Origin of the sequence: Cohnella ginsengisoli (assembly GCF_029525555.1) — a bacterium.
Taxonomy (GTDB): Bacteria; Bacillota; Bacilli; order Paenibacillales; family Paenibacillaceae; genus Cohnella; species Cohnella ginsengisoli.
On the sequence record NZ_JAPDHZ010000002.1, the window covers coordinates 107,316 to 125,548 of the forward strand.

Here is an 18,233-nt window from a genome sequence, read left to right on the forward strand (position 1 = left end):
GCCTTGCCTCCTTTTAAGCTTATGAAACTGCGCTTCGGATTTGCGTCGCGCGTTAGCCGATTATCCGAGCCGCGCCGTCACCTGATGACTGCCGGATACGACGATGCCGTGGGGCAGGTCGCGTAACGCGGATTCGGGCACCTCTCGCGCCTCGCCGTGCTCGATGACGACGACGCTCATATGGAGCAGTTCGACCTCGAGCACCGTCCGTACCGATTGAAGCAGGCCGTACAGCGCTGAGGCATGGACGGTCTCCCCGATTTGCCAGCCGCGCCCGTCGATCTGTCCGCCGCGCGTATCGAGGTACCGGTCCAGCGCCTTAAGACAGGCCGCTTCGGTCGGTACGATGTCGTCCGCGGTACCGGTCCGCACGACGGCTTTGACCGATATTTCAAGCAGCGCAGGCGGCATGATCGTCAACCGGCCGCCGTGCAGCAGCAGATTGGAAGCCTTGTCCCGAAGCGCGGCCTCGATTTTCTTTTTGACCTCCGGGAAAAAAGCGACGCCTTCGCGGCCGCCGAGCGGCAGCGCCACGACGACGACCTTGCCCGGCGCGCGCTGGAGGCGCGCATCCCGTCCCGGCAGGCAGCGCACCTGCGCGATCGAGGGATCCGACTCCCGCACGATCCACTCCATGTCTGAGGCGGATACCGCGCGCCCGCGGTGACGGGCATGCTGCGGACCGCGCTCCATCGCGCGCGCGAGCGATTCTGCGTCGCCGCCGCCGACGGCCGCCGACGGATTGCCGACGCTGTCGACGAAGGCGAGCGGCTGCAGCAGTCCCCGGATCGCCCGCGCAGGCACGTTGCCGCGCGCGCCTTCGGTAACCTGGTACGTCACGCGCACTTTGTCCGTGCCCGCGAGCGGAAGTCCCATGCCGGCTTTGCCGTCTCCAAAACGCAGCCGGCCGGAAGCTTCGTCGATCGTATAATGTCGATCGTGCGGCAGCGAACTGGCGAGCGTCTCTACCGCCTGCCAACGAATCCATACGCGCGTCTGGCGCCCCTCGCTGTCCCGATGCGCCTCGTAACGGTCTTCTTCCATTTCGGCCAGCGTCTGCTCGTTCACGAACCCCGTCTCATCGACCCACACTTCTTGCGAGACGACCGGCGCGGCGGATAGCTGCCAGCCGTCGCTCGTCCGCTCGGGATATTCGTCCCGCAGCGTCCGCCGCTGAACGACGGAGACCGAATTCCGATCGACGCGCAGCACCGTAGGAACCGGAACCCCTTTGTTCCCGAACCGACCGTCGCGATTCAGCGCGCGCAGCCACACTCGCTCGGCGCCGAACAGGCGTACCGGCTCCAGCCCCGGCGGCCCGGCAAATTGAAAGGTCCCGGATTCGGTGAACCCGTTTGTCGTGTCCATCCCTTTGAGCGGTATCCATGCGAAGCGCAGCCCGTCGCGGATGAGCGCTTCCCACTCGATCCAAGGCGCGCCTCCGTCCGCGGACACTTGTCTGCCGAGTTGAAACGACAACCGGATCGGCCCCTTCAGCGGCGCCCGATCGAAGCCCAAGTATACGGCCGGCGACGGACAATCGATCGGCTGGAAGAGCCGGAACGGTTCTCCGCCTTGGCGCAGCTGCGCGGTCTTGTCCGTCCATTCCGCATTGTTGAGCGTATAGCCATGCGCCGGCGCGAGCCGGACGTCGGAGGAATAGGCGTACGTCAGCGACATGCGCGACAGATGCGGCGTCATGTATTCGACGACCGGTTGATTGACCGTATCCATGGCAGCGACGCGTACGCGAAGCCACCAATCCCAAGTGCCGTTGACGAACGTCCGCTCCCAGTCGACCGGACAGTCGAGCTCAAGCGCGAAGCTGCCGGCATTCTCCTCGGGCAAATTCGCGAACAGCTCCTCGTAGCGGCCGCTGCCGGGCAGGCGCATCCAGCTCTCGCCGTTCCAATACTCCCATAGCACGCGGCGGACATACAGACGCTGAGGCGGCTTGCGCGCGAAATCGGCCGTACGCATGACCATGCGCCAGCGCACCTCGGGATCGGGCGCCATGCGCAGCTCCCAGGGGTCCCAGCGGGCGTCGAACCGCAGCGTCAGCCGGCTTCCGTGCTTGCTGAATGCTTCCGGACAAGCCAGATGGAACAACGAGTATTGGAAAAACTGCTGTCCGAACGGGAAAAAGCCCGTGGCGTCCAGCTCCAGATCGCCCGAATATAGCAGTGCCGGCGGTATGCCTTCGGGATCCGCCGCCAGATCGTGCTCGCCCCGGAGCGACAGCCGTTCGACCTCGGGCAGTCCGGCAAGCGCCGGAGACACGGCAAGGCCGTCCCGGTCGGGCTTGACCCGCGCGCGGATCCAGCGACCTTCCTCATCGCCCACCGCGGAAGTACCGACGCGTCCCTGGGACGTCTTCCACAGCGTTACTTCGTTGCGAACGCTCGTCACCCGGTCGAATAACCGCCACCCGCCCGCAGACTCGTCATACCAGGACCACTCGAACCATTCCGTGTCGGCCATGCCGCGGGCAAACTCCGGCTCCGCGTACCGTTTGGCGGAATTATACCAGGAAAGCGTCAGCCGCGCCGGATGGTTCAGCTCGAACAGCCCGTCGTGACGGATGTATAGCTCATGCCGCTGAAGGTCGTCTCCCTCCGTGCCGAACACCGCGATCTCCGGCGCGGCGCCTGCCGCCGCCTCGTCCTCGTAAGCGCCGGAAGCGCGCACGATCCTATCGCGCTGCGGATGCACGTTGATCCATTCGACGATTCTGGCAGGCGTCACGAGGAGCGCGTGCTCGGTCTCGAACGATAGGTCTTCGCCGCCGTCCGGCGCCTCGGCCGTAAGCGGTGTCCCTTGAGGCACGTAAACAGGCTCGTAGGCGCCGTCAGCCAGACGGAACACGGCCGTCGCGCGCGCAGCGCGAGCAGGCTGAAGCTTGACCCCGAGCAGCTCGAGGAAGGATATGAAGTTGTTTAGCGGCGCGCGGTTCAAGCGCTTGACGTTTTCCTCCAGCATCTCCGCCGCCAGGAAAAACAAGGCGGTACCCGCGTCAGGGTCGTCCGGCGAAAACCGCCATTCCGGCGTATAATGAGGCGCCATCGTTCTGAAGCGCTCCGCGAACGCCGCGACGTCGCTGCCGTCGATCGGGGGGAGGCAGGCGCATGCCCGTCCTCTCCGTTGCATCTGGCTTCATGCCCTACAGTCCTCCCGCTGCGCTTTCACGTTATTTGGTGCCTTCGTCCAGATAAAACGGGTACACCTGGTTGAACAGGTTGTTCGTCGATCGGACGACGTAGTCCACGGACAGCTTGATGCGTCCGGGCTGGGACGGATCCGTCTCGGCGCGAACCTCCACGTCCTTGACGCGCGGCTCCCAGACGACGATCGCCTCGCGCGCATCGCTCTCGAGCAGACGCAGCGTCGTCTCGTCAAGTCCGGAGAAGGCATAACCGGACAGCCCGCTGCCGAAGCCCGGACGCATGACGCGTTCCCCGCGCGACGTCATGAGCACGATGCGGATCGCTTCCGCGATATCGTCCTCGCCCTCGGACATCAGCATGCGGCCGGTCGTGGCGTCGACCCCGACGGGGAAGCGCCAGCCTTTGCCTAGAAACGAAGCGGACATGTCCTTCCCTCCCTGCCGCGCGCCGTCGGCAGACGCCGGACGGCCGCGCTAATTGATCTTGACCAACGAGCCCTTGATATTGATAATGCCGTCGCTCTTCATATCGATGCTTGCCGACGCCTGCAGGCTAAGCTGCGCGGACGCCTCGATTTTCAACTGGGTGCCTTTGATCTCGACGGCGTTCGGCGCTTCGATCGTGATCTTGCCGGTCTTGTCGAGCGTGATCTTGGCGCCGGCCGACTTGACGACGACCGTCCCCGTCCCGCCTCCGGTCAGCACGACCGATTGAACGCCGTCGTTCGTCGCCACCTCGACCTTGTTTTCCTTTTCGGAGATGTCGACCTTAAAGCCTTTGGCGGTCTTGAGCGTGATCTTGCCGTCTCCGTCGGTATCCTGAAAAACCATCTCGTGCCCGCCGCGCGAGCGGATTTTGCGGATATCGTTTTTTTCGTGCTTGGCCGGCGGCAAAGCGTTCTTGGTCCACAGGCTGCCGATGACGTAAGGGAGCTTGAGGCTGCCCATCTCAAATGCGACCAGCACCTCGTCCCCGACCTCCGGCACGAACATCGTCCCCCGGTCGCCGCCGCCCATGAGCGAAGCGATCGGCACCCAGTCGGTTTCGTTATCGTTTTCCCGCACCGCGAATTTGAGCTTGACGCGATTGCGCTTCTCCGGATCGCTGTTGTTCGTGACGGTGGCGACCATGACGCCGTTCACGCTGCCCGCATTGGGCCGCGAGCCCGAGTAGTCTTGCCCCATCATATGGCGTTCCCCTCCACGTTGAAGCTGGTAACGTAACCGTTCGTGTCGATGGCGTGCGTCACGTTGCTCAGCAGCATCGGCTGGTTGAATTGGCGGCCGACGTTTTGCAGCTTGATGAACCGCCCCGCTCGAATCTCGGGGGAGGCCGATGCACGTGCCCGACCCGGTCACCAGTTCCATTGCCTTGTCGTTCATGATCGAGTCCGCCAGCTTCTGCGCGGCCGCAACGGTCGTATATTCCATGAATTCCGTCTCGATCAAATAGGACGAGAGCGCGCCCATGATATTCGGGCCCGATCGGCCGTTCGAACCGATGATGCCGACCGCCTTCGACTTCGCCTCGATCGGCTCGTACGTGTCGGGATCGATGCCTCTCACGACGACCTGCGTCACCTGGTTGGAGATGTCAACCTCCGCGGAGTAGCTCAGCAAGCTCTTGCCGTAAGTAAGCGTGAGCACCTCGGCAGCGGAAGGATTGCGCTTTTTAAAATAGAGCTTCGAGCCGACGACCATGAAGTCCCGTTCGTTGTCGAACGCAAGGGAATGCAAAAAGTGAAAATCGCTCACCCGATGCTGCTCGATGCGCGGGATCGGCGACATCGTATCGTCGACGTCGGGCGTAAGCCCGTACTTCGAGGCGATCTGCCGGGCGACGTCGCTCGCCTTCTTGTCCTTCCATTGGCTCGATTGCTTGCTTCGCATCATAAGCATCGACTTGTCCATGCCCTTGACGCTCACGACCGGCAGCCCGCCTGTCGGGTAGTCGACGCCGACGCCGGTCACGAGGCCTTCGAAAACCGTCTCGAATCGATCGGTATACCCCATCTTGATCGTGATGGACTTGCCGACGTCGACCAGGGAACCGAGCCACTTAAGCGAGCGGGCGACCGGATCGAAGGCGTTGGAGATGCGGAAGCTGAAGTGGTCCGAAAACATCCCGGTCCTCGACGTGACGCGCAGGCTTTGAACGGCCGCGCCGATCCGAACGAGATTTTGCCCGTCGATGAGGATCTCGAACGCCGGAGCGAAAAACGAACGGTATTTGCTCTCAAGCTGCGACAGCTCGTACGTCGTCGTATCGAACTTGACCGTCAACCGTCCTCACTCCAATCTCGGGATGATTAGCTTGCGTCCCGCCGGCAGACGCCGCGGATTATCGATGCCGTTGGCCTCGGCGATGGCGCGCCACCGGGACGGATCCTCGTACTCCTCGGCGGCGAGCATCCACAGCTGCTCGTCCTGCTTCAGCGTCTTCTGCTTCGTGCGGTCGGCCGATTGGCGCGGCACCTGCTGGTACTGCTCCGTCATGCTCAGCACCGCGCGCAGCGTGACGTTCAGCGTCGCCCGCACCGGAATGCCGGTGTCTAGAAACATCGTGAACCGCTGCGACACCTTCTCCGCGACGCCCTTGAAGTTGAGCGAGCCCCACACGAACCTGCACAAGGGCGGCGCGTGCAAGTCGCTGTCGACCTGCAGCAGCCCGCTGATCTTCGCCGTATGCGCCCGGACGTCGGTTCCTTTTTCGTACGTGTCGAAAAAAAGATCCATCGTCAGCGTCGTCGCCTCGCCGCTCACGAACTGGGCGATCGGCGATTGCAGGCCGGGCACGGCATGCCACGAATAACTGTTGCCGGCCTGCAGCATATATTCGCCGGGATTGAACAGCACGTCGACCGTCTCTTGCGAATTGCTCTTGATGATGACGATTTTGGCTTTGGACAAGGCCATCGTGAATTCCTCCGTCAGTATCCGCTAAGGCGCTGCTCGAACTTCATGCGGCGCATGAGCGCCGTGTATACCGTGTCGGCGAGCCGCTCGGGATCGAGCTCCGGCATCTCGCGCACCGCCTGCTGGAGCTGCTCGGTGCTCAGCCGCGGCGGCTCTTGCGCGGCTGGCTGCGTCGGCTGCTGCTGCGCAGGCGCGCTTGCCTTAGGCGCGCGGCGCAGCTCCAGGTCCGCGGCAGGCGCGGGCTGAGGCTGCGCCTCTGGGGCGCCGGCTTGCTGCGCCCGGCGAAGCCGCAATTCGGCGGCCGGCGCCGGACGTGGCTGCGCGCTTGGCGGGCTAGCCTGCTGTTCGCTGGTCAGCTGGCGCGCTGCCGCCGCCGCCAATGCCGGCTCGGGAAGCGATACGTCCCGAGGCGCTGTCCGGTGCATCTGAGCGGACGCAGCGTCGGCCGAGGCAGCGAGCGCAGGCATGCCGAGCGAACGAGCGGATGCCGGCATGCGTGCAATCTCTCGCTGTCGACCCGAGACCGATTGGGAATGCGGCGAGGTCTGCACGGTCCGCTGGAGCGTATGGTTCTGCTCCGTCCGGATGGAACGCACCGGCTGCGCGATCGAGGAACGCACTGCGAGCGGCATCCGTGCGCCAGATACGTTGGGCATTGATCGGTCTCTCATAAGCAATCGCGCGGCCGGCGAGCTCGAAGCAGACAGCGAGCTTGAAGCAGAAGGCGAGCTTGAAGCAGACTTGGTATCTTTTTTCGTTCGATAGGCGATCGCCGCGGTATGCAGCATGCCGGCCCGTGTCGTCTGTCGACCCGATTGTTCACGCTGAATCGGATACGACTTCGTCTCGTCATGCACGATTCGCGGGCTCGCGGCTCCCAGCGACGAACGTACGTCCGTCGCCGGGCTTGCAGCCGAATCCCTGGCGCCATCTTGACCCAATCGATCGCTCCGCCGAGCAATGGCGCCACCCACGGGAGCATTCGCGACGCCGACATCGTTGACGCCTTGTCTCCGCGTGAATGAAGGCGCATTGCCGGATGTTTCAATCGCAGGGTTCCCTGCAATCCGTTGCGCAGGCAGCGGGCCTTGCATTCCGCTTGCACGCAACCGCCCGACTTGTTTCCAACGTTCTTGCATCGTTAGACGTGCTATAAGGGCCGATGGCGCGAGTTCTCCTGGATGACTGCGATTCAACTCCGATGAACGCGCGCCGGCTGTGAAGCCGATGGAATCATGAAGATTCTGCTTCTGCCGCTGAATCGAAAGTTGCGTTCGGTCAGCCGTCTTTTCGGCTGTACCGGATTTCCAGGACCTCATTGAGCCATAAATCCTCAGCGAATCGCGTATCCCCGAATTACGTCCGTCCGCGTTCGTTATAAGCTGCAGATGTTCGATCCCCGATCTTATTAGACGGGCGCCGGCCTGAACGCTGCGGCCTCGATGCATGGACCACAGATCCGAAATCCGCAAACTGGACATTCCGAGCGCGCCTTCACTTCGCCTGGTCTTTTCGGCTGCTTCGCTCGGCGAATCGGCCGTTCCGCCCGGCGAACCGACCGCTGCGAAGCGCCCCGCTCTCGTCTTTGCTTGACCGGCGCGATCGGACGACAGGCTGCGAACGGCACCGAGTTTGAAGACGAGCCGCGGCGCTTCAATCGCCTTACCTGCGCGAGCCTGTCCCCCCGATGCACGGTTGGAGGAACTTGGACCTTCAGGCGGAAGCGCCTTTTCGCCGATCGGATCACGAACGGCTGCGGCACGGCGGTTAGCTGTTTGTGGCGGGCTAGCCCCGTTAATAAAGTCCTTTCTATCGATGCGCCTGACATCCACGGTTCGCCCTTCGACAGGAAGACCAAACCGCGCATTGCGTTTAAGCACCAACGCCGGCACCGAATTTATGCGCCCGCCTTCCTTGGAAAGGGTTCGGCCCAAGCTGCGAAGGCTTGCGGTCTGCATGCGCACTTGGCGGCCGCTAGGCAGCTTCGCATTCGCATCGTTTTTTTAATTGCTTCGTCGCTTCGACCGACAGCTGCCTCGAAGATCGGAGAAGCTGCTTCGCGCCGCGGTGCATACGCGCCTCCCGTTCTCTGCTCTCGTTCGCTTGGTTTGCCTGATGCCGCGTAGCAAGGATGCCGCCCCATCGGCGGCTGTTCGCCTCTTGCCCTCCAGCCTTTTCATGAACGTTGCGCGTTGTAGGATCCGACGAATCCGACATGGATTCGCGGCCACGCAGCTTCTGCCCGTTCTCTCTATCGGAATGACCCGTCCCTGCCGTCGTCTCGCCGGAATGAATTGCCGTCGCTCCCTCCTCAGCGGACTGCCAACGGGAAGCGTAGCCACGATTCAATCGGGTTGACGTCGCCCCCGGCACGAACGCCCGTCGCGCGACGCTGTGCACCAATACGCCCAGCCGCGGCGCCTCTTCTCTCTCAATCGCTCTCGCGGACAACGATAGTCGAAAGGGCCGCGAGGAAGGGGGGCGCTTGAATTCGCGTTTCATGATAGAGAGATTCGTTAGAAACAGGCGCCATACGCATGTCTGGCAAGTTATTTTCGCGCATCGAATCCGATGCTTGCGATTGTTCCGAGCCTGGCTGCGCTGCCAGGGGAAACGAAGCTTTGCTGGACTCGCCCCCGTCAATCCACGGTTCCCCGCTCTCGCGATTGCCCGGAAACAGCTCGTGACGGCGGTCGCTCTCATGCCTGCCGCTGCCGTGAACGTATCTTCCATCGCGAAGGTGATCATCAGCCTTCCATGCAGGGAGATCACCTCGCTTAACTGCAGGTGGTCCCTGCGATTCCGGCAGTTTCTGTTCAAAGTCGTCGTCCTGCAGGTGACGCCCGGTCTCCACATGGCGCTCGACCGCCCGCCCCCCGGCACTTTTCACCCGCCGATCGCCGGCAGCGAAATCGGAATTCGAGTCACGGTCAGCTTCTGCGCGATTCCCGACGTCGCCAGCTTTCGACGCCTCGCGTGCGTTTTCCTCGATAGATCCGTTCTTCTTCGCAAACGAACGATGCAAGTCGCTCTGGCCGACGTAAGGCTGATCTGCCGTCTCCTGGCGTTCGGGCTCATGGTGATGAACGGGCGCCGATTCGCTCCTCCGGCTCTGACCGCGTGCCTGCAAGAAGCCAGTAGACTGCCGGTCATCGGATGGAGCAGGCTGCACGTCTCGTCGCTGTCCCGTTTCGATAGAAGCCGGCTTACCCGGTTGTCCCGTGCTCGCACGGGAAGGTACTGCCGATGTTCGATCCTGAGAAGGATTAGCGCCCCGCGGCTGCCGACGGACCTGTGCATGCACAAAACCCGGCGTGGACAACGTCATCTGTCTGACAACGGAAAAGTCCAATCCCGCAGGACCGGCAGCCAGACGGGCCAGCAGCTGGCGCACGGCAGGCGCCGATAACGCGATGCTTCCTTTGACCGGAACCGGCTTGCGGCGATCGGCATTCGGCAAGCCGAAGTTTTTCGCAGAAGACCGCTGTAAAAACCGGGCACGCAATCGCCTTGCGTCGGCAGCGGCTTTTAATGTACCAAGACTCCCGCGATGTGGAACGCCCGGTATAGGCGAATCGCGTTCCGACGCACTGGAGTTCGAAGCGGCATCCCCGTCGCGATGGAGCGGCGACTTGGACAATTCCGTATTCTTGTCGGCATGCCGCTCGCCGATGCGACTGCCATCGACTGCCTGGGACTTTTGTTCGCGCACGCCATTCTCAGCCGCAATCAGCGGATCGTCTTGAAGCGTACGCTCCGATTGCGGAAGCAATGCCTCATCCCATTCGGCATGGTCCTGCAGGTCCTTTACGCGCTCCTTCCGCTCCCGATCGCGGCTGTCCGGCGCAGCCAGTCGATTCTGCCGCCGGGGCTCATCGCTTTTAGCGTTAGGTCGTTTCCATTGATGTCCCTGCTCGCGTATGTCCGAATTCGGCCGGCGCTTCTGCATTTCGCGCTCGCGTCCACCATCCACCGGCAATCGCTTCCGCTTACCTTGCTCGCGCGGTTCCGCTTCTGACGGCCGCGCCTGATCGCCATGCCGGGGGACACTTGCTTCCATCCCGTTTGCTTGTCGTCCATGCGCGCGCAAATCCGTTGCCGGCGCGAGCCGTCCGGCATCCGGTCTTGGCTGCGCAGGCGTATACGGCACTTGGACCGCCTGCTCCCGCACGATCCGCTGCTCTCTTACGAGGCGTTCGACTTCGCGTACGACGACGGTATGCCGTTCGACGACGCGTTCCTTGACGATCGTGCGGACCTCGCTGCGCATGGGCGATCCGTACGGCTGCACTGAAGGAGGAGCCGAACGCGAACGCTTCTGTTCGAGCGGCGCATGGCCCGGCCGCGCACGCTTGGTCGAAGTCGGAACCGCGCGGAAAACAAGAGCGGGCCGGGTCGACTGCGCCTGACCGCGAAGCGAAACGTATTTGCGCTTGATCGCAGCGGCGAAAGCGCCGTTCTGCGGCTTCGCGCCGGCCGCCGAAATGCGGCGAAGCCCGCCTTTGATTCGCTTCATGCTCCTCCTCCTTCCGCGCGGAACGCCTGCGAGCGGCGCGGCCGCATGACGCGAACGCCTTTTCTATTTCTTGGAGAATATCGCCTTGATGCCGTTATGCACCAGCTCTACCGATTCGATCGCGACATCGCTCGACCTCGCATCGAGCGCCGGTCCCGTCCATTTAACCGGGTAAGCCTCGAAAAAATTCCAGCGGCACAGCTCTTCGCCGTCCTGACGGTACAAGATGATCGAGCCGCTCTTGCGCGTCACCGAGCCGCGAACGGTCTGATCGTACCAGTCCCATAACGCCGACGACGAGGAAAAGCCGCGACGAAGCACGATTTGGGCGAAACGCGTCCCTTTTGGAAAACGGTGCGTATAGCCGTTCACGCCGCCTTCGCGATATTCCTCGTACTCCGTCTGCGATTCGAGCCCTTGTACGTCGGAGAAGCCGGCTACCAGCATCCCGTCCAGCTCGACGTCGAAGCGGAAGCTGCCGAGCACGTCGCGGGTATTGCCGTTCGCCCCCATAGAGCCGGTCACCTCCTGCCGAATACGTCGAACGGATTGTTTTTATCGGGCTCGTCGTTCAGCTTCTTGTTGATTTTCGAAATCTCGTCGCACCACCGTCTTCGCTCGCGATGCTCCATGTTCATGATGTCGTCGTGCGGCCAATGGAAGTAATAAGCGATAAAGCCGACCTCTTCGTACAACCGGTCTGCGGCGTACGTTACGAGAGGCCCTCCGCTACGGACAAAAAATCCACTTCCACCTCGAACTCGTGGTCGCATTTCGGACATGCCGTTTGCAATTTCGGTGTTTCAAGCTCGTTGATCTGACGGTATATATTTTGAAGATAGGACAAGTCTGCCGTAAACAGCTTTTCGATCACCTTTGTATCGATATGCTTGAGCTCGCCGAGACGCGTCACGACGCGCGCGAGCAGAATGACGGTCAGATAGCTGGCATTTTGCTGGACGCGAGGATCCCTCATGGGCAAAATCTCGTCGGCGGCCGTCGCCAGCCTCATGACGCCGCGTTTGTGCAAATTGCCGGCTTCGTCGACGTAGCCGCGGGGAAGTTCGAATTCATATTCGGTTTGAAAGGCCATGATGCTCCTCCAGTCATAAATTCAAATTCGCGATCAGCCATGCGGACGGCATCGTCCGCGGATGCGCGCATGCATCTGGCGGTAACGGCGGACTGCAAGAAAAGCGGGTCGAAAAACGCGACCTGCGCTTCTGGCAACCGGCTACATAAGCGATGCGCCGCACCGGCCTACATAAATAGACACGGACCGTGCAAAGCCTATATCGCTCGGCTTAAATGCGGGAAAGCTGCCGACAGATACATCGCACCTGCCGGTCAGCTCTCCAGCCGTCCCCGAAGGGGCGTGGGACTTGCGTTATTGCGTGCGGGTCATGCCTTCATGCGCAAGCTCAAGCAGCTCGATCGCCGCTTCGGAGCCTTGGCCGTTGAAGTTCGGCGCGGTATAGCGTACCGGCCAAGCTTCGATGACCTGCCAGGTCGCCACGTCCGTACCTTCCTCGTCGATGGCGATGATCGTGACCGTCTTGCGTTCGACCGTGCCGTTCACGCAGTCCTGGATCCATTCCCACAGCTCCAGGGAGTCGGTCGCGCCCCATTTGAGGCTGATGTTGCCGTAACGCGCCAACCCCGGGAGCTTGCGCGGCGTGATGACTTCGTTGCCTTCGCGGTATTGGATGACGTCGAACGAAGCGTCGAAGCCCGACACTTCGCTGAAGCCGGCTTGCTGCAAGCCTTCGAGCTCAACGCGGAATCTAAAATTGCGGTACGGATCTGTACGTTCTCCTGTCATGGGTATCCCCTTCCGTGAATATCATGCGCGCCTCCGGGCGGCGGACGGCGCTATGCTGCTTGCCGTCCTTATTCGGAGCCGGTCTTCTGCGTGATGCGGAAGATGACGAACTCCGCCGGCTTGACCGGCGCGACGCCGATGACGCAGATGAGGCGGCCGTTGTCGATATCGTCCTGAGTCATCGTAGAACGGCCGATATCGATGAAAAACGCTTCGGACGGGCTCGAGCCGACGAGCGCTCCGTCGCGCCATACGCGCGTCAGGAAAGCGTCGATCGTGCGCTGCACGCGGGCCCACAACTGATCGTTGTTCGGTTCGAATACGACCCAGTTCGTGCCGGCTTTGATGGAGCCTTCCAGGAAAATGAACAGGCGGCGTACGTTGATATACTTCCAAAGCGAGTTGGAAGACGCGGTACGGGCGCCCCACACGCGGATGCCCTGTCCGGTGAACGAACGGATCAGGTTGACGCCTGCCGGGTTCAGGATGTCCTGCTCGCCGGTATTGTACTGAACGTCGAGTCCTACGACGCCGCGCAGCACTTCGTTGGCAGGCGCCTTCTGTACGCCGCGCGTCGTATCCGAGCGCGAGTAAATGCCCGCCATCGTGCCCGACGGAGGCACGAAAATATTCCGCTTGTCGAGCGGATCGAACACCGACAGCCACGGATTGTAAAGCGCGGCATAGCTGGAGTCGAACAGATCGCGGTGCGTCAGCACGTCGGCTACCTTCGTCTTTTCGCGCGGAATGTCGAGAATGGCGAAGCGGCTGCCGAGATTCTCGCAGTGCGCGACGAGCGACAGCTGGACGTTCGGATCGGTCACGCCGGGAATGGCCATGATGCTGACCACGTCGTTGTCGATGAACGACTGGATGCCCGTGCGCCGGCCCGGTCCGCGGTCCTCGCCGATGAAATCGGCGGCGGACAGGTTGCCGACGGTGCCGTCGCTGCCGCCCGACAATACGAACTGGACTACGCCTTCTGCGTCGCCGGTCAGCTGTTCGAATGGAGCCGTTGCCGTCGTCGAAGTGACGAGCGCGGATACGTCGACCAGGTTGGAACGGCTCGCCACTTTGTCTACGTACGAAGGCGCTTCGGGATTGAGGGATACCTTCTCGAAAATCTCGACTTCGTCGCCGAACACGACGTTCAGCGTAAATTCGCTCGTCGACAGCACCTTCGTCGGCAGCAGCGCCGTATCTACGACGTCGCCGTCAAGCGGCTCCGCCAGCTCGATGATGTTGTCCTGGACGCTGACGATACGGGCCAGCTGGACTTCGCCGCCGGCCGCGAAGGAGACGACGTCGCCCGCATAAAAGCCGTTCGCGTTTTTAACGCGGTATCGCTTGTCGGTCACTTCGTAAATTTGCGTCTTGGCCTTGCTGGCCGGCGCCAGCGAAACGCTGACGAGGTTGCCCCAAGCGCCCGGATTCTTGGCGGAGATGGAGAGCACGTCCGCCAGCTGATCGCCGCCCGTAGCAGGCTTGGCGTCCGAAGGCGCTACCCGCATGACATAGCAGCGCGAGCCGCCGTTCATGAAAAACTGTTCGACCGCGTAAGCCAAATAGCGATAACTGCCGAAGGCGCTCTCGGACAAGTACGAACCGAACGCGCGCTGGAAATCGGCGGGGCCGGTCACGAGCAAAGGCAACCCCTCTACCGCGCCGCGCTGGGCAAGGCCGATAAAACCGGCCGTGCTGGTGCTGACGCCCTCAAGCGGTCTGGACCCGCTCTCGAATTCCTCTACATATACCCCAGGCGACAAATAATCTGCCATACTCCCCGGCTCCCTCACGGATGCATCCTGATGTCGGTCTTTGATGCGGCATCCGTCAGCGGCCAGTTCCTCCTCTCTGCTGGTGGGTTAATCGCTGCGGGACAAACGGGCCACTCCGTCAGCCGGCCCGAATCTAACGAACGTCGACTCCCTGCCGGCGTCCGAAGCATGCCCGCTTGACCGCAGCCTTACGAAAATCTATAACAATCGCCGCCGCGCGACGCGGCCGTAGCCGCGTGCGCGGCATCGTCATGCCCATTGTCTGCGCGGCCGCCGCCTTACTCGCCGGCTTCGGCCGCCATGGCGCCGCCTTCATCCGGCGGGCCATACGATTCGGTCCTGCCGAGTCATCGTCCCGCCGGTCGCGAACCATTCGGCGCGCGTGCGCTTGCCTCCGAGCGCAAGCTCCGCGTGAACGCGGAATCGCTGCGGATAAGCGCCGCGCAGCGCGAGCGTCGCGGCGCCGTCGCCGTCGGTGAGCGCCTCGGCAGCCGGCAGCAGCAGCGCGCCGCGCCGCCAATCGCGTACGGCCGGCTTCTCTAGCGACAGCAGTCCCGGCTGCCCCGTGTCCGGACCGACGCGGCACCGCTCCGTCGCCCGCCCGCCGCGCTCCATTAGGATAAAGTGATCGCCCGGCAGCAGCCGCCCGCCCTCCGGCGCGCAGCGAAGCCTGTCCGAGCCGGCTGGCAGATCGTCCGCCAGCCGGCCCCGGCCGCAGCTCTCTTCTTCGACCCAAGCGTAAATCCCGACGTCCGGCAGAGGTCCGCCGTCCGCGTCGGCCACTAGCAGGCCGAGCCCCGTCGCTCCCGGCGGCGCCGGGAACCTCGAGCCCGGCAGCAACGGCGCGACGACAACCGGCGATCGCTTCGGGAGCGCTGCCAAATCGACGGTCCTCCGCGAGGTCAGCCGCAACGGCGCGGACACCGTCAAGCTGCAAACGGACGCCTGCACGTCCATGAACGCATAGCCGCCGTCCGGCGTACGCAGCGGCTTGCAAGGAAGCCCGTCGAGCCGCACCGCCACCTCGGCTCCGGCAAGCGGCCGTCCCGTCCAGGCGTCGACCGGATACACGACCAGCGAGCAGCGCGAAACGAAGGTCGATCCGGCGCTCATCGCGGCTCTCCCTCGCCGATGTCGCGCAGCGTGATGCGCCGCTCGACGACGCGAGGTCCCGGCTTCACGCGGGTCGACTCTAGCAGAATCGGCCCGACCCGGTAGACGAGAGACAGCTTGTAGGGCAGATCGCCGAACTGCCATAGCCGTACCAATTGATCCGTGTCCATGTTCTCCGCCGTGATGCGCAGCTCCTCGCCGGACATCGCGAGCGAACCTTCGAGATAAGGCGCCCGAAGTACGGCATTGTCGTACAGCGTCTGCATCGCCTTGCCCAGCATGAGATGCTCGTCCAACGTTCGGGCGAGCGGCTCCGCAGCCGAATGCGCGGTGACCAGATATGTAAGATCGAGCGCCAGCGGAGGATAGCGGAGCTGGCCGCCCTGCGCCTGCATCGCGTTTCTCCGGGCATCCCCGCTCTCGCGTACGCCGACGAGATATAGAGACAAGCTAAGGTCTCCTTTGTCCGCCGGCGAAGCCAGGCCGATTAAGTCCGGACGGGCGATCGGATCGGGCGACAGCTGCTCGCGGAGCAGCTTCAACAGACTTGCGCCGACCTCCGCGATCGCGGTATAGGAGCCGATGGATGACACCCCTCTCGAAGGCGATAGAATGATAACATTGGCCGAAAAGCAGATTGCTACATTTTTCGCCAATAAATTCATTATATCGGCATTTGCGCGCAGTGGCTATCCAAAACTTGCGTCGGAATCGCCGTCATAGGGAGCAAAATTATCCTTGACCCAGATTTTTCCCATCTTCCGCAATTCCTGCGCCGACGCGCGCACCAAGTGGGGCATCCCGACGGGCTGATCTTCGCCTGCCGCCAAAAAGGCGGCGGTGAGCACGATATTTTTGATATGGCCGCCCGCCACGTCCAATCTGGCGGCCAAAAAAAGCCAAGTCCAGATCGTCCGCCGTCGGCACGGACGGCGGCAGATGCGTCCTGAAAATGCGCTCGCGGTCCGCGGCGTCGGGTGCCGGAAACTTGATGACCGCGCTCATCCGCCGCAACAGCGCCTCGTCCATGTTCTGCAGCAGGTTCGTCGCCAATATCGTCACTCCGTCGTAAGCCTCGATCCGCTGGAGCAGGTAAGCGGCCTCCATGTTGGCGTACTTGTCGTGGGCGTCTTTGACCTCGGTGCGCTTCCCGAACAAGGCGTCGCCTTCGTCGAAAAACAAGATGGCCCCGCTCTGCTCGGCTTCGGCGAACAGCTCTCTCAAACGCTGCTCCGTCTCGCCGATATATTTGCTCACGATGCGGGACAGATCGATCCGGTACATGTCGAGCCCCAGCTCCCCGGCGACGATCTCGGCGGACATCGTCTTGCCCGTTCCCGGCGGCCCCGCGAGCAGCAGGTGAAGCCCGGTGCCGTAAGGCAGCTTGTCGCGGAATCCCCACTCCTCGAGCACGCGCCCGCGATGCGCGAATCGCCCGCAAGCCTCCCGCAGCAGCGCGAGCGGCTCCGGGGGCAGCACCAGGTCGCTCCAGCTTCGCTTGGGCGCGATCCGCTCCGCCATCTCCGACAGCCGGTGGCGGAACTGGCCGCGCGCGGCTTCCTCCAGCTCCCCGGCCTCGGGCCATGCGTGTCCCGCGCCCGCGGCAAACGTACGCGCCTGGCGCCAAGCTTGTTCGGTCTGGCCCGGCGAGAGCCGGTATTTGTCGGCGAGCGCCTCGAACAGGCCGTCCTCGTACCGGCGGGGCATCGTTCCCGATATGCCTTCGCGGCCTCCCTTCGCCGACGCCATCCACAGCGCCTCGCGCCGCGCGGCATCCGGCAGGCCGACCTCCGCCTGCCAGAACATCCGCCCGTCGCCCGAAGGCAGGCTGTGAGGCGTCCTCCGTTCGCGGCTGCACCAGCAAACGAGCGGCTGGCGGGCGTGTGCCGCATAGGTTTCGAGCGCATCGCCGTAAACGCCCAAGAGCGCCGGATCGGGCGCCTTCGCGCCTTCTCCTTCGGCGAAGCAAAGCGCCGCCCCAGCCAGCAGCGCTTCCCTGACGAGCCGGGCGAGCGCGGCGGCAAGCTTGGCCGGCTCCGCCGGCAGCCGCTCGACCTGCGCGCAGAGCAGCGCCTGTCCCCGCGCGTCCGCCAGCCGGCGGACGCGCAGCCGCTTGCCGGCGCCGGCCGGCCCCCACAGCTGCACCATCGGCCAGTGCGCGTGCGCTCGCGCCTCTCCCGCTTCGGACAGGGGCGCCAGGATCCGCCATGCCTCGTCTCCCTCCGGCAGCTCGGGCAGCCCGGCGTCGTCCGGCCCGTAGCAGTGTGCGATGCCGTCGAGCCGCGCGTCCAGCGCCTCCGCCTCCAATACGAAGCTGACGATGCGCGGATCGAGGCGCAGCGGATCGCGGAAGCCGGGCGTCCGCGCGTGCGGCTCCTCGGCGGCATCCAGCAGCAGGCGCCGCAGCCGCGGACTCGCGAGCGAGCGCCGCGCCTCGGCGCGCTCGGCCGCCGTGTCGCACAACAGCCGCAGCGCCAGATCCGGCGTCGCTGCCTTCAGCGTCACGTCGTCGTTCAGGTAGCCGAACCACTTTTCATAGCGCCGGCTGCATTCGCCCGCGATCGCGAGCACGACGAGCCGCCGCTCCCAGCGAGACAGCCCGAGCCTGTCCGACAGGACGGCCAGGGGCAGCGCGATCCCCTCGTCGGCGCTCTGCCGCTCTCGATCCGTCATGTCCGCCTCCGTCTCGCGCCGCCGGGCGGCAAACGCGCGCCAACCCGCCGAAGCCGATTCGTCCTCCGGGGTATCGCGCAGCAGTTCCTCCGGGGTTACGACGAGTCCCCGCAGCGCGGCCAGCGGATCGGCGAACGGATCCTCTCCCGACGGGCCGAGCAGCGTCCGCATCCCCTCCTCAAGAAGCAGCAGCTCGTCCGCGAGCAGCTGCGCGCCGTCCCGATATGTTCCGTTGCCGCTCAAGACCGCTCC

The 18,233-nt window shown here is 63.5% G+C and carries 15 protein-coding genes; 1 reads left to right on the forward strand and 14 read right to left on the reverse strand.

Going from position 1 to position 18,233, the window contains the following annotated elements:
* Positions 1-60: 60 nt before the first annotated feature.
* The 6 genes from OMP38_RS00580 to OMP38_RS00605 all read right to left on the reverse strand — a co-directional run bounded on the left by OMP38_RS00580 (position 61) and on the right by OMP38_RS00605 (position 10,229).
* On the reverse strand, positions 61-3,147 hold the full coding sequence (locus OMP38_RS00580; RefSeq protein ID WP_277563453.1) for a baseplate J/gp47 family protein: 3,087 nt from the start codon (positions 3,145-3,147) through the stop codon (positions 61-63).
* Between the two features lie 40 nt (positions 3,148-3,187).
* Positions 3,188-3,589 (reverse strand): GPW/gp25 family protein, encoded by a 402-nt coding sequence (locus OMP38_RS00585; RefSeq protein ID WP_090112530.1) that lies wholly within the window; start codon positions 3,587-3,589, stop codon positions 3,188-3,190.
* A 48-nt stretch (positions 3,590-3,637) separates the two neighbouring features.
* Positions 3,638-5,446, reverse strand: coding sequence for a phage baseplate assembly protein V (locus OMP38_RS00590; protein ID WP_277563454.1), 1,809 nt, complete (start codon positions 5,444-5,446; stop codon positions 3,638-3,640).
* A gap of 6 nt (positions 5,447-5,452) precedes the next feature.
* Positions 5,453-6,079 carry a CIS tube protein gene (locus tag OMP38_RS00595; protein ID WP_277563455.1) on the reverse strand — a complete coding sequence of 209 codons (627 nt, stop codon included), beginning with the start codon at positions 6,077-6,079 and terminating at the stop codon, positions 5,453-5,455.
* Between the two features lie 14 nt (positions 6,080-6,093).
* Positions 6,094-7,020: a hypothetical protein gene (locus tag OMP38_RS00600; protein WP_277563456.1), complete on the reverse strand. Its 927-nt coding sequence runs from the start codon at positions 7,018-7,020 to the stop codon at positions 6,094-6,096.
* 1,490 nt (positions 7,021-8,510) lie between these two features.
* Positions 8,511-10,229, reverse strand: coding sequence for a hypothetical protein (locus OMP38_RS00605; RefSeq protein ID WP_277563457.1), 1,719 nt, complete (start codon positions 10,227-10,229; stop codon positions 8,511-8,513).
* On the opposite strand from OMP38_RS00605, the gene OMP38_RS00610 reads away from it, so the two are divergent.
* Positions 10,230-10,373 (forward strand): hypothetical protein, encoded by a 144-nt coding sequence (locus OMP38_RS00610; RefSeq protein ID WP_277563458.1) that lies wholly within the window; start codon positions 10,230-10,232, stop codon positions 10,371-10,373.
* Positions 10,374-10,658: 285 nt separating this feature from the next.
* On the opposite strand, the gene OMP38_RS00615 is transcribed toward OMP38_RS00610, so the two are convergent.
* The 8 genes from OMP38_RS00615 to OMP38_RS00650 form a co-directional block, all read right to left on the reverse strand.
* Complete coding sequence (locus tag OMP38_RS00615; RefSeq protein WP_090112543.1) at positions 10,659-11,108, reverse strand: phage tail protein; 450 nt, start codon at positions 11,106-11,108, stop codon at positions 10,659-10,661.
* Between the two features lie 8 nt (positions 11,109-11,116).
* The gene (locus OMP38_RS00620) at positions 11,117-11,377 is read right to left on the reverse strand and encodes a DUF6760 family protein (protein ID WP_338130376.1); all 261 of its coding nucleotides are present in this window, start codon (positions 11,375-11,377) and stop codon (positions 11,117-11,119) included.
* Positions 11,308-11,688 carry a phage tail assembly protein gene (locus tag OMP38_RS00625; RefSeq protein ID WP_277563459.1) on the reverse strand — a complete coding sequence of 127 codons (381 nt, stop codon included), beginning with the start codon at positions 11,686-11,688 and terminating at the stop codon, positions 11,308-11,310. The genes OMP38_RS00620 and OMP38_RS00625 overlap by 70 nt, the downstream gene beginning before the upstream one ends.
* A gap of 294 nt (positions 11,689-11,982) precedes the next feature.
* Positions 11,983-12,417: a phage tail protein gene (locus OMP38_RS00630; RefSeq protein WP_090112549.1), complete on the reverse strand. Its 435-nt coding sequence runs from the start codon at positions 12,415-12,417 to the stop codon at positions 11,983-11,985.
* A gap of 68 nt (positions 12,418-12,485) precedes the next feature.
* Positions 12,486-14,195 (reverse strand): phage tail sheath family protein, encoded by a 1,710-nt coding sequence (locus tag OMP38_RS00635; protein ID WP_277563460.1) that lies wholly within the window; start codon positions 14,193-14,195, stop codon positions 12,486-12,488.
* A gap of 312 nt (positions 14,196-14,507) precedes the next feature.
* The gene (locus OMP38_RS00640) at positions 14,508-15,308 is read right to left on the reverse strand and encodes a hypothetical protein (protein WP_277563461.1); all 801 of its coding nucleotides are present in this window, start codon (positions 15,306-15,308) and stop codon (positions 14,508-14,510) included.
* Entirely contained in the window at positions 15,305-15,901 is a 597-nt protein-coding gene (locus tag OMP38_RS00645) for a Pvc16 family protein (protein WP_277563462.1), read from the reverse strand. Before OMP38_RS00645 ends, OMP38_RS00640 begins: the two co-directional genes overlap by 4 nt.
* Positions 15,902-16,040: 139 nt before the next feature.
* Entirely contained in the window at positions 16,041-18,224 is a 2,184-nt protein-coding gene (locus OMP38_RS00650; protein WP_277563463.1) for an AAA family ATPase, read from the reverse strand.
* Positions 18,225-18,233: the final 9 nt, after the last annotated feature.